We start from the raw sequence: 12,771 nt of genomic DNA, 5'->3' as shown, positions 1-12,771 counted from the left end.
CACATGGTAGAGCTTTACGGCAAGACGCTGTCGCGCCGGCAGGTCTCGGAACGCTCGGGCATGCTGTCGCAGTTCGCCGGCGTGCGGCTGATGACGCTTGGCGACGGCATCGAGCGCGGCATCCGCATGCTCGAATTCCGCACCGGCTCCGGCCTGCGCTTCACCGCGCTGGTCGACCGGGCGCTCGATATCGCCGATTGCGACTTCAGGGGCCAGGCGATCGGCTGGCACTCGCCGAGCGGTTTTCGCCATCCCGGCCTGCACGAATATGAAGGCGAGGAGGGATTGGCGTGGGCGCGGTCGTTTTCCGGCCTTCTGCTGACCTGCGGCCTCGACCATATATTGTTCATGAACGAAGTACCGGCCGATACCTACAACTACCCGCCGAAGAAGACGGTGCGCCATTCGCTGCACGGCCGTGTCAGCACCATTCCGGCGCGGCTGACCGGCTATGGCGAGACCTGGGACGGCGACCGCTGCCTGTTGTGGGCCGAAGGCATCGTCCAGCAATCGACTGTATTCGGCGAGGATCTGCACCTGCTGCGGCGGATCGAGGCCGATGTCGGCGGCAACGAGATCCGGCTTTCGGACCGTGTCGTCAATCACGGTTTCAACCGTACGCCGCATATGTATTTCTACCACATCAATGTCAGTCATCCGGTGCTCGACGAGGGATCGCGCTACCTGGCGCCGATCCGCGACGTCGTCTGGGCCGGGCATGCCGGCGAGCGCTATGAAGCGCAGAAGGTCGGCTACCGCACGGTGCCGGCGCCGCAACCGGGATTCAAGGAACAGGTCTGGCAGCATGAACTCGGCGCCGACAGCACCGGCGAAGTCCCGGTGGCGGTGGTCAACGACAGGCTCGGCCTCGGCTTCGAGGTGGTCACGCGCAAGGGCCAGTTGCCTTGCGCCTATCAATGGCAGAATTTCCAGGCCGGGCAGTACGCGCTGGGCATCGAGCCGTCGACGCATCATGTGCTGGGCAATCTGGCGGCGCGCGAACGCGGCGAGATGATCTGGCTGGAGCATGGCGAGAGCCGCTCCTACGATGCGGCGTTCCGGGTCCTCGACGGCGCCGGCGAGATCGCCGCCGCCGAAAGCCGGATCGCTGCAATCGCCAGGCAGCCGCAGCAGGATTATCCCCAGCCGTCGGGCCGTTTTCCTGTTCTTGGAGGCAGGTCGTGATAATGGCGAAGACGATACGGGACACCAGTTGGGAGGCTGGTTCCGGCCGGAGCGGGGAGGGTTCGCGGCCGATCGGGAATTGGAGGTCACAATGGCTGGCACGGTAAAGCGCGATTACAGCCTGGTCGGCGAAAGCACGCGCAGGGCGATCGAGACGGGACTGGCCTCGGCGGAGTGGTACCACACGGATGTCCCCCGCAAGGCGATCAAGGAGTTGATGCAGCGCTCAGACGGTCCGGCGATCCGCGACACGATCATCTGGATCGTCGCCATCCTCGGCTCCGCCGCCGGCGCCATCTATTTCTGGGGTACCTGGTGGTGCGTGCCGTTCTTCTTCGTCTACGGCGTGCTCTACGGCTCGTCCAGCGACTCGCGCTGGCACGAATGCGGCCATGGCACTGCCTTCCGCACGCGCTGGATGAACGATGTCGTCTACCAGGTCGCCAGCTTCATGCTGATGCGCAACCCGGTGACCTGGCGCTGGAGCCATGCCCGCCACCACACCGACACCATCATCGTCGGCCGCGACGCCGAGATCGCCGTGATGCGCCCGCCGGACCTTTTGCGTGCGGCGCTGGCTTTCACCGGCATCCTCGATTTTCGCTATTCGCTTCCGGCACTGGTACGCCAGGCGTTCGGCAAGCTGACGCCCGACGAGAAAAGCTACGTTCCCGAGATGGAACAGCACAAGGCCGTCATCGCGGCGCGCTGGCATATTGCCATCTACATCGCCACGATAGCACTCGCCCTCTACCTGCAGTCGTGGGTGCCGGTGGTGCTTATCGGCGTGCCGCGCCTTTACGGCACCTGGCACATGGTGATGACCGGCCTGCTGCAGCACATCGGTCTGGCCGACAATGTCGTCGATCACCGGCTCAACACCCGTACCGTGTACATGAACCCGATCAGCCGGTTCATCTACTGGAACATGAACTACCACGTCGAGCACCACATGTTTCCGATGGTGCCTTATCACGCGCTGCCCAGGCTGCATGAACTGATCAAGCACGATCTGCCGGAGCCGAACCCGTCGATATGGCATGCCTATCGCGAGGTCTGGCCTGTCCTGCTCAGGCAGCTCAAATACGAGGATTATTTCCTCAAGCGCGAACTGCCGCCAACCGCACGGCCCTATCGTGGCGAATTCCACGAAGTGAACATGTCGGCAGCGGCTGAGTAGGTACTGCGCACCAGCGCAACGCAGAAATTTCAGGAGAGATAGAGATGGCCGATTGGGTCGAAGCGTGCGCCGTGGACGATGTCGAAGAGGAAGATGTCATCCGCTTCGACCATGGCGGCCGCACCTTCGCGATCTACCGTTCGCCGGACGATGAATTCTTCGCCACCGATGGGTTTTGTACGCATGAGAAGGCGCATCTGGCCGATGGGCTTGTGATGGACGACATCATCGAATGCCCCAAGCACAATGGCCGCTTCAATTATAAGACCGGGCAGGCGAAGGGCGCTCCCGTTTGCGTCAATCTCGCGACCTATCCAGTCAAGGTGGAAGCTGGCAAGGTGATGATCCAGATCGCCTGACCGGCCTTCTGTCACGTAGCAAAGGGAACCAAAATCCATGAGCCGGAAAAGACCGACCGTCGCAGACCTGCGTGCCATGAAGGGCAAGCGGCAGCTGACCATGCTGCGCGTGCTGACGATGGACGAGGCCGAGGCCGCCGAACGCGCCGGCGTCGATATCGTCTCGGTGCCGCCGGAGTTGGTGCTCAATCCGCAATACCGCGATGCGGCACCCAGCCTGTTCACCATGCCGGGCGAGAATTTCTTCGAAATCGGCACCGCCGATGATTTCGTCCGCTGGGCGTTCCGGCTCTACAAGGCCAGCGCCGATGCGGTCTATTGCAGCGCCGGGTACGCCACCATCAAGCGGATGGCCGACGATGCCATTCCGGTGATCGGCCATGTCGGCCTCATCCCGTCACGCGCCACCTGGACGGGCGGCTTCAAGGCTGTCGGCAAGACCGCCGATACCGCCATGCAGGTGTTCGAGGCGGTGAAGCAACTGGAGGCCGCCGGCGCGATCGGCGCCGAGATCGAGGTGGTGCCGGTCGAGGTGGCCAAGGCGATTTCGGAACGCACGTCGCTGATCATGCTGTCGATGGGAGCGGGCACCGGCTGTGACGCGCAGTATCTGTTCGCCGACGACATCCTCGGCCAGAACCGTGGCCACATGCCGCGCCATTCCAAGGTCTATCGCAATTTCGCCGCCGAATACGATCGCCTGCAGGCCGAACGAATCGCTGCCTTCTCCGAATATGTCGCCGATGTGAACAGCCTGGCCTATCCCGAAGACAGGCACGTCGTGCACATGGACCCGGACCAGCTCAGCCTGTTCCTGGAGAAGATCGAAGCCGCATAAGACGCCCCGGCAGCGGCACAAAGCATCATCGCGGATCGTGAAAGGCCGGTTCGGCGCCAGGGCCGGGTCATCGCATGGCCGGCTGCGATGCCACACGAAAGTTTGTTGAACCAGGTCTGGACGGCACCGGCCAGATACTGTTGAAACCGGTGGGTCATCGGTTTGCCGGATAATTGTGCGGTTGCCGATGGAGCGGGTGAAAATTCCCCTTCGGGCAGTTCTGTGCATGACCGCCATTCCCGAAAACAAAGCCTTGCCCGAAACCGCGCCGGCGGCGCGGCAAGCCCGGCGGGTGGCGCTGATCGTCGCCGTCGCCTTCTTCATGCAGCTTCTGGATTCGACCATCATCTCGACATCGCTGCCGCAGATGGGAGAATCCTTCGGCGTGCCGGCGGTGGCGATGAGCATCGGCATCACCGTTTATATGCTGACCATGGCGGTATTCGTGCCGCTGTCCGGCTGGCTCGCCGACCGTTTTGGCGCGCGCAACATCTTCCTCGTGGCGATCGCCCTGTTCACATTGGCCTCGCTCGTTTGCGGCATCTCACAGAATCTGGCCGAGTTCGTCGCCGCACGCGCGGTTCAGGGCCTGGGCAGCGCGCTGATGACGCCGGTCGGCCGCATCCTGGTGCTGCGCAACGCGCCGAAATCCGAGCTTCTCAACGCCACGGCGCTGATCACCTGGCCGGCGCTGTTTGCGCCGGTGGTCGGGCCGGTGCTTGGCGGCTTCATCACCACCTATCTCTCCTGGCACTGGAATTTCTTCATCAACATCCCGCTTGGCGTTGCCGGTTTGGCACTGGTCGCCCGCTTCATTCCCGGCGACCGCGAAGCTGGGGCCAAGCCCCTCGACTGGCCGGGCTTCCTGCTGACCTCGGTGGGGCTCGCCGCGATGCTCTATGGCCTCGAGCGCATCGCGCATCCGGAAGAGGGTGTGTTGCCGACCGTGGCACTGCTCGGCACGGGCATTTTGGTCGGCTGGCTGGCGGTGCGGCATCTGCGACGCGCCAACCATCCGCTGCTCGATCTCACAGCTTTCAAGGTGCAGACCTTCGCCATCTCGACGCTGTCGGCCGGCACGATTTTCCGGATCGCCATCAACGCCACGCCGTTCCTGCTGCCGCTTTTGTTCCAGGTCGGCTTCGGCCTGAGCCCGGTCGATGCGGGCATGATGATCCTGGCCTATTTCCTCGGCAATCTCGGCATGAAGGCGGTGACGACGCCGACGCTGAGGCGCTTCGGCTTCCGTTCGGTGCTGATCGTCAACGGGGTGATCGCCTCCTTGTCGATCATGGCCTGCGCGGCGCTTTCGCCGCAGACGCCGCAAGCGTTGGTGGTGGCGCTGATGCTGATCGCCGGACTGTCGCGCTCGATGCAGTTCACCGCGCTGAACACGCTGGCCTTCGCCGATGTGGCCTCACCGCAGCGCAGCTCGGCGGCGACGTTGTCCAGCATGCTGCAGCAGGTGGCGATGCTGTTCGGCGTAGCGGTCGCCGCGGCACTGCTCAACCTGTCGCAGATCGCCAGGGGCGCTGCGGCGCTCGATCTCGTCGACTTCCGACTCGCCTTCGTGGCGATCGGCGCAATCGGGCTCGTCGCCTCGTGTCGCTTCCTGGCGTTGCCGAAGGCTGCCGGCGCCGAGGTCTCGGGCCATGTTTTGCGGATTTGACGCAGGAATCCAGCGGCAATCGCGGACATAAATTATGCCTGCTTCGCTCGTTCCGGAGCAAACCTTTGCCGGCGGTCCGATCGGCGCGATCAATTGCAAAACAGCTTGAGTTCCCGGCATTGCGCCAGCCTCGCCAATCGGTGCATCCAAGCGCGGAATTTCGTCGCAAGCCGGCCTGCAATGCACGGATTCATTTGACGAATTGGTCTTGAGCCGATTAGCTTTCGTTCCGATGGCCGCAGAGGGAGCAGGGCGTAGCCATCGCGGGTGAAAGCGGGCAATGAACGCGACCGGCTGGCTAAACTGGAGAAGCCTGAACCAAGAGGGCATTGTCTTTGCCATCGCGGTTGTGCTGTTCATTGCCGCCGCCATCGGACTGCCCGGGTTTATCAATTCGAACAATCTCGTTGCCATCGTGCGCTCGGTCTCGGTGCTGGGCATATTGGCGCTCGGCATGGCGGTCGTTATCATCGGCAGGGGCATCGATCTCTCGGCGGTGGCGATCATGGCGATGTCGGTCGCGTGGTATCTGCAACTGCTGAATTCGGGGATGCCCGACGGGCTGGCCTTCGCCTATGTGCTCGCCGGTGTTCTCGCCATCGGGCTGTTGAACGGAATCCTGGTCGCCTATGCCGAGGTCCCGGCGATCTTCGTGACGCTGGCGACCGCGTCCTTCGTCTTCGGCTATGTGCGTTCACAATTGATCACGCAGGACGCCGTGCCGGTGCCGCCCGGCCATTGGGTCGAGCTTCTGGGCGGGCTGCGTTTCCTCGACATCCCGGTCGAGGTGTTTGTCTTCGCCGGGCTGGCTTTCGCCTTCTTCCTGTTCCTGCGCTACACCAAATGGGGCCGCTACGTCTATTTCGCCGGCGACAACCCGGTCGCGGCGCGCAATATCGGCATTCCAGTGCGCCCGATGCTGGTGCTGCGCTACGTGCTGTCGGCCCTGGTCTCGCTGGTGGCTGGCCTGCTCACCGCCGCCAGCCTGCATTCAATCAACACCCGCATCGTCAATTCCACGCTGCTCTACGACATCGTGCTGGTGGCGGTGATCGGCGGCATCGGTCTGTCGGGCGGGCGGGGCGGGGTGCGCAACGTGCTGGTGGGTGCCGCGCTGATCGGCATCCTGCTCAACGCCATGACCATCATCGACATTCCGCTGCTCTATCAGAACCTGATCAAGGCCGCGATCCTGCTGGCGGCGATCATCGTCGATGGGTTCATCAATCCGCGCGACGAGCAGACCGCGCAGCAAGGCGACATTTAGACTGACGCGAACGGTTGGGGCCGGCCGCGAACGACATACCAAACCAGAGGATGTGACATGAAAATCATCAGGACATTTATGGCTGCCGCGGCAGCGCTTGCCATCTCCGCCTTCGTGGCGCCGGGCTTCGCTGCAGAAGATCCGGGTCCGGCCGCCTATTCGCAAGCGCTCAAGGGCAAGCGTGTGATGCTGGTGCCGATGGCGATGGGCTTCGACCTGGCACAGGGCTGGGCGCATTACCTGAAGACGGAGGTCGAGGCCTGGGGCGGCGTGTTCGAGACGCGTGATCCGAACTGGGTGGTCGATGCCGGCGCGCAGGCGATAACCGACGCAATCTCGTCGGACGCCAGGCCGGACGTGCTGATCATCCATTCGCCGGACCTCAATTCCTATGCCAAGCTGATGAAGAAGGCGCAGGCGGCCGGCACCTATGTGCTTTTGGTCGACAATCCGGCGAACTTCCCGGCCGATGCCTTTGTCGGCAGCGACTGGGATCGCCTCGGCCAGTTGGAAGCCGAAGCGGCGATCAAGGGTTGTGGGCCGAACTCCTCCAAGAAGATCGGGCTGGTGCAGGGCGACCAGGCCAACTCATCGAGCCTCTACCAGTATGCCGGCATCATGAAGGTGCTGGACAAGAACGCGGACTTCAAGGTCGTGGCCAAGCCGGACTCCAACTGGGATGCGACGACCTCGCGCAACGTGACGACGACAATGCTGCAGCAGAACCCCGACATCTGCGCCATCATCGATTTCTGGGATGGTGACGCGACCGGCGCATCGGCTGCGATCCGCGATGCCAAGCTCGAGGGCAAGGTGTTCCTGGTCACCACCGGTGGCGGCGAGAAAACCGCCGACTGCGACAAGCTGCAGGACGGCACCTATGGCGCGGTGGTGATGACCGACCTTGCCCGCCAGTCGGGTGACATGAACGCCGTCATAAAATTCCTGTTGCAGAGCGGCCAGCCGGCCGGCACCTCGCACACCTACATCTACACGCTGGAGAAGGCGACGACCAAGGCCGACCTCAAGCCGGACAGCTGCTGGGATTTGAAAGCACTGCAAGCCGAAGCTGCGGCCAAGTAGGCCGGCTTTCCTGAGCTTCGCGCTGCCCCTCATCCGCCTGCCGGCACCTTCTCCCCGTATAGTGACGGAGAGAAGGGATACGCTCCAACGCTGGCGACCCCCTCTCCCCGTCTCTATACGGGGAGAGGGTAAGGGTGAGGGGCAGCGCAAACCTGAGGCGATTGTTCTGCGGATAGCCCGGCCCCTTTTTCCCTTTTCTCTCGAATAGCAGCAACCGATGTCCTTTCGCGAACGCCTCCAGTCCTGGCGCTACAATCTCGTGCCCGACCATCTCGTCGGCGAGATATTGAGCAAACGCTGGACCGACAACGCCATTCCGTTCCTGGCGCTGGTGGCGACGCTCGGCGTGTTCGGTTCGATCATTCCCGGCTTCTTCAAGCCGATGTCGCTACAGGAATCGACCCGCCAGCTCGGCGAGTTCTCGCTGGTCGTCACCGGCATGACGGTGGTCATGCTTGGCGGCGGCATCGACCTTTCGGTCGGCTCGATCTTCGCGCTGTCCTGCTTTTCCGCCGTCTTCGTCTTCTTCATCCTCGAACAATCGGTGTGGCTGGCGCTGGTCGCCTCGATCGCCACCGGCCTGCTGTTCGGCGCGATCAACGGTTACCTGATCGGCTATTTCAGGCTGCGCGCTTTCCTGACGACACTGGTCACCTTCATCTTCGGGCGGGCGCTGTTCGACATACTGGTCACCACCTATGCCGCCGACGTCCAGCTTTCCGATGCCACATCGGATGTGCTGGACTTCATCGGCGACGATACCTTCTGGGGCCTGTCGGTCGCAGTGTGGGCGGCGATTATCCTGGCGATTATTACGCATGTCGCGCTGACGCGCTCGCGGCCCGGCTGGCATGTGCAGGCGGTGGGCGGGTCGCGGCGATCGGCTCACAATGCCGGCATCCGCGTACGCCGCACCGTGTTCATGACTTATGTGTTCTCCGGCTTCTGCGCCTCGCTCGGCGGCTTCCTCATCGCCTGCCGGCTGAGCGGGGCAGGGCCGGGCACAGGCCTCAACCTCGAGGTCATGGCACTGACAGCGGCGGTCGTCGGCGGCGTCAGCCTGGGCGGCGGCCGCGGTTCGGTGATCAAGGGGCTGATGGGCGCGATCATCGTGCTGACGATGACCAACGGCCTGATCCGGCTGGGCTATGGCACCGGCACTAACCAGATGGTGCTGGGCATCATGCTGGCCGTCGCCGTCACCATCGACATTCGCTGGCTGAAGAACCGCCACAAGGTGCTGGACGAGGTCTATGTCGCACCGGTCTATCTGAAAATGGGCGCAACGCAGTCGGCCGCACCGGGTTCCGGCACGCCTTACGAGCTCGACAACCGGCTGTCTGGGGCTGACCATATCGGGCTCGGCGAGCTGGAAGGGCCGGAAGACGTCATCCTCGACCGCGACGACCATCTCTATTGCGGCACCAGGCATGGCGAGATCGTCCGCTTCTTCGCGCCGGACTACAAACGTTCGGAGGTCTTTGCGCATATTGGCGGCTTTCCGCTCGGCCTGGCCTTCGACAAGACAGGCAATCTGATCAGCTGTGTCGGCGCGATGGGCCTCTATTCGGTCTCGCCGCAGCGCGAGGTGAAGCGGCTTTCGGCGGAAACGTCGCGCTCCTGGACCTCGATCGTCGACGATGCGCGGTTGCGCGACCCCAATGATTGCGACATCGCGCCGGACGGCCGCATCTACTTCACCGATTCCACCAAGCGCTATGACGCGCACGACTGGGCGCTGGATTCGATCGAGAACCGCGCCACCGGGCGGCTGCTCGTCTGTGATCCGACGGACGGTTCGACCAAGACATTGCTCGACGGCTACCGTTACACCAACGGCGTCTGCATGGCGCATGACGGCAAGTCGCTGTTCTTCGCCGAAAGCTGGGCCTGCCGCGTGCACCGCTACTGGCTGGAAGGGCCGAAGGCGGGCGTTGCCGAATGCGTCATCCGCGACATGCCTGGCTACCCCGACAACATCAACCGAGCGTCAGACGGCAATTACTGGATGGCCTGGCTCGGCATGCGCACGCCGAGCTTCGACCTGTCGCTGCGCCATCCCGACATGCGCAAGCGCATGACGCGCCGGCTGCCGCAGGACGAATGGCTTTTTCCCAACATCAACACCGGCGGTGTGGTAAAATTCAACGAGAACGGCGGCATCGTCGAGGCGATGGGCGACCTGTCGGGCGCCGCGCATCCGATGGTGACTTCGATGCGCGAGCATAAGGGTTTTCTGTTCGTCGGCGGCATCCTCAACAACCGCATCGGCCGCTACCGGATTGCCGGCGCCGACCCGAACTGGACCAGCCCCGCTTCTTACTGGGGTGCCAAGCCATGATGCTGGACCCGATCCTCGACATCTTTCGCGGCAAGGCAGTGACCATCCCGCCGCTTGATGGCGCCTTCAGGCCGAACACGCTGCTGGACGATGTTGCGGCCTTCGCCGAACTGCCCGAGCCCGACAATCTGCTGGTCGCCGACGGCCGGCTGCTGGCGTCCAGCGGCAATGCCCTCTACGCGCTCGCCGCCGGTGGCGCGCCTGTTCTGGTCGAGACATTTCCCGCCGCCGTCACCGCGCTCGCGCGCTCGCCCGCCGGCGAACTGACGGTCGGGCTCGAAAGCGGCAGGCTGCTGATTGCAGGCAAGGAGGCCGCCCTGCCGGCCGAGATCCGCTGCATAACAGCACTCGCCTACGCAGAAGATGGCACGCTTTGGCTGGCCAATGGCTCGGCCGAACACGCGCCGTCGGAATGGGCCGCCGATCTGATGAAGAAGGGTGCGTCGGGTTCGCTGTGGAAGCGCGATCCGGCAGGCAGCGAATTCCGCAAGCTCGCCGGTGACATCGCCTTTCCCTATGGGCTGCATCCAACCGGCAAGGACGTGTTGGTCGGCGAGAGCTGGCGGCACCAACTCGTCCGCTTCGACGGCGCGACAGGCAGCCGCTCGACGGTGCTGGCGCATCTGCCCGGCTATCCCGCGCGGCTATCGCCCGCCGCCGATGGCGGTGCCTGGCTGGCGCTGTTTGCGCCCCGGAACCGTCTGATCGAATTCGTGCTGCAGGAAACGCACTATCGGAACGACATGCTGGCGCAAGTGTCGCCGCAACACTGGATCGCGCCGGCGCTCGCCTCCAACCGCAGCTTCCTCGAGCCGCTGCAATGCGGCGGCATCCGCACCATGGGCATCCACAAGCCGTGGTCGCCGAGCCGCTCTTACGGGCTGGTGGTCAGGCTCGATCGGGAGATGCGGCCGCAATTCAGCCTGCACAGCCGCGCCAACGGCACGCGCCACGGCATCTGCAGCGTGGCGGAGACAGACGGTCGCCTTTTCATTGCCTCGAAAGGCGGCGATTGCCTGCTGGCCATTGATCTGGCTTCAGGAGGGCATCGCTGATGGAACCGATCGTCCGACTGGAGAACGTGACCAAGACCTATCGCGGCGTGCCCGCGGTGAAGAATGTCAGCTTCGAACTGCGCAAAGGCGAGATCCACGCGCTGCTCGGCGAGAATGGTGCTGGAAAATCGACGCTGACCAAGATCATCGCCGGCGTCGTCGACGCGACATCGGGAACGATGTTCCACAAGGGCCAGGAGATCGCCTACGCCTCGCCGCATGCGGCACTTGAAGCCGGCATCGCCATGGTGTTCCAGGAAACCAGCCTGGTGCCGTCGATGACGGTGGCGCAGAACCTCTACCTCGGCACGGAGCGCTTTCTCAACCGGCTGCGCGGCACCTATATCTCGGCGCAGCAGTTCCTGCAGTCGCTGAATTTTCCCGTCGACCCCAATGCCATGGTGGCGACGCTGGGCGCCGCCAAGCGGCAGATGGTCGAGATCGCGCGCGCCGTCCACCACAATGCCGAGATCATCATCTTCGACGAGCCGACGGCGACGCTGACGCCAGAGGAAAAGCGGCACTTCTTCGCGCTGATCCGCCGGCTTAAGGCAAGGGGCGTGTCGATCGTCTTCATCAGCCATGCGCTCGAGGAGGCGCTTGATATCGCCGACCGCATCACCATCCTGCGCGACGGCGAGCTGGTGATCACCGACGATACCGCCGCCTTCGATCGCGACAGGATCGTCGCGGCGATGGTCGGGCGCACGCTGTCGGGGCAGCTCTACAGCCAGCGCGACGAGACCAGGCTGCGCAAGGCCGGCAAGAAGGTGCTGTCGGTGCAGGACATCTCGATGAGCAATGTCGTGCGCAACAATTCCTTCTCGATCTTCGAGGGCCAGATCACCGGCGTGTTCGGGCTGATCGGCTCGGGCCGCACCGAGACATTCAAGATCGTCTCCGGCATCTACAAGCGCGACTTCCTGCGCGGCGGCACCATCGAGCTGGACGACCGGCCGGTGCGCTATCTCGTGCCGAGCGAGGCGGTGGCGGACGGCATCGTCTATGTCACCGAAGATCGCAAGAGCGAGGGGATTTTCGAGACGATGGACGTCGCCGAGAACCTGTTCGGCGGCTTTTTGGCGGCGGGGCGGGAAAAGAGCTGGGTAATCAACGCGCAGGAGATGCGGGCGCTGTCTGCCGAATGGACCAGGACGCTGAACGTCAAGGCGATCAACGATAATGCGCGCGTGATCGAGCTTTCCGGAGGCAACCAGCAGAAGGTGGTGATCGGCAAGGGGCTGGTGCAAAAGCCGCGCATCGTCATCTTCGACGAGCCGACGCGCGGCGTCGATGTCGGCGCCATCGCCGAGATCCACCAGATCATCAACCGGCTGGCCGACGAGGGCCTGGCCGTCGTCGTCATCTCGTCCTACCTGCCGGAGATCATGAACCTGTCCGACCGCATCCTGGTCTGCCGGCAAGGCCGCATCGTCGAGGAGTTCTCGCCTGCCGAGGCGACGGAGGAGAAGATCATGTACGCTGCGGTGCATTAGGTTCCCGGGCGCGGAAGGTTGACATTTGGACGGTTTTTGCGCCGGCGGATCGTACACTTTGGAGATTGGCCGAGGCGCCCGTCGTTTCGTCATCCTGGGGCGAAGCAAGGAGCGAAGCGACGCGGCGCAGATCCCAGGATCCATGCCGCTACATCAGAGCGCTGCAGCGGTGCAGCATCCTGCTCCGCTGCACCCTTCGGCTAAGGTCACGGCATGATGGGGTGGACGGCGCCCGACGGCATCGGATGTGCCAGAATGAGTTCGTTGAGATCTCAAACAAGGGAGCCGTCCGTGGAAC

Annotated in this window: 10 protein-coding genes; all 10 read left to right on the top strand. The window is 63.6% G+C overall.

Going from position 1 to position 12,771, the window contains the following annotated elements; all coding sequences use genetic code 11:
• Positions 1–3 precede the first annotated feature (3 nt).
• The 10 genes from NKI72_RS23820 (at position 4) to NKI72_RS23775 (ending at position 12,473) form a co-directional block, all read left to right on the top strand.
• Positions 4–1,185 carry an aldose 1-epimerase family protein gene (locus NKI72_RS23820; protein WP_352851015.1) on the top strand — a complete coding sequence of 394 codons (1,182 nt, stop codon included), beginning with the start codon at positions 4–6 and terminating at the stop codon, positions 1,183–1,185.
• Between the two features lie 91 nt (positions 1,186–1,276).
• On the top strand, positions 1,277–2,365 hold the full coding sequence (locus tag NKI72_RS23815) for a fatty acid desaturase family protein (RefSeq protein ID WP_352835153.1): 1,089 nt from the start codon (positions 1,277–1,279) through the stop codon (positions 2,363–2,365).
• A 44-nt stretch (positions 2,366–2,409) separates the two neighbouring features.
• On the top strand, positions 2,410–2,724 hold the full coding sequence (locus NKI72_RS23810; RefSeq protein ID WP_023675786.1) for a MocE family 2Fe-2S type ferredoxin: 315 nt from the start codon (positions 2,410–2,412) through the stop codon (positions 2,722–2,724).
• A 37-nt stretch (positions 2,725–2,761) separates the two neighbouring features.
• The gene (locus NKI72_RS23805; protein ID WP_023675787.1) at positions 2,762–3,562 is read left to right on the top strand and encodes a 3-methyl-2-oxobutanoate hydroxymethyltransferase; all 801 of its coding nucleotides are present in this window, start codon (positions 2,762–2,764) and stop codon (positions 3,560–3,562) included.
• Positions 3,563–3,788: 226 nt separating this feature from the next.
• Complete coding sequence (locus NKI72_RS23800) at positions 3,789–5,231, top strand: DHA2 family efflux MFS transporter permease subunit (protein ID WP_352835150.1); 1,443 nt, start codon at positions 3,789–3,791, stop codon at positions 5,229–5,231.
• A 280-nt stretch (positions 5,232–5,511) separates the two neighbouring features.
• Positions 5,512–6,498, top strand: coding sequence for an ABC transporter permease (locus tag NKI72_RS23795; RefSeq protein WP_352452739.1), 987 nt, complete (start codon positions 5,512–5,514; stop codon positions 6,496–6,498).
• A 57-nt stretch (positions 6,499–6,555) separates the two neighbouring features.
• Positions 6,556–7,581, top strand: a complete 1,026-nt coding sequence (locus NKI72_RS23790; protein WP_352835147.1) for a sugar ABC transporter substrate-binding protein — start codon at positions 6,556–6,558, stop codon at positions 7,579–7,581.
• A 217-nt stretch (positions 7,582–7,798) separates the two neighbouring features.
• Positions 7,799–9,922, top strand: a complete 2,124-nt coding sequence (locus NKI72_RS23785; RefSeq protein WP_352835145.1) for an ABC transporter permease — start codon at positions 7,799–7,801, stop codon at positions 9,920–9,922.
• Complete coding sequence (locus NKI72_RS23780; protein WP_352474242.1) at positions 9,919–10,977, top strand: hypothetical protein; 1,059 nt, start codon at positions 9,919–9,921, stop codon at positions 10,975–10,977. The genes NKI72_RS23785 and NKI72_RS23780 overlap by 4 nt, the downstream gene beginning before the upstream one ends.
• Positions 10,977–12,473 carry a sugar ABC transporter ATP-binding protein gene (locus NKI72_RS23775; RefSeq protein ID WP_352771376.1) on the top strand — a complete coding sequence of 499 codons (1,497 nt, stop codon included), beginning with the start codon at positions 10,977–10,979 and terminating at the stop codon, positions 12,471–12,473. The genes NKI72_RS23780 and NKI72_RS23775 overlap by 1 nt, the downstream gene beginning before the upstream one ends.
• Positions 12,474–12,771 lie beyond the last annotated feature (298 nt).

Origin of the sequence: Mesorhizobium sp. M0437 (assembly GCF_040321335.1) — a bacterium.
In the GTDB taxonomy this organism is placed as follows: Bacteria; Pseudomonadota; Alphaproteobacteria; order Rhizobiales; family Rhizobiaceae; genus Mesorhizobium.
Note: the sequence above shows the minus strand (reverse complement) of the source record. Positions and strands in the feature narration are given on the sequence as shown.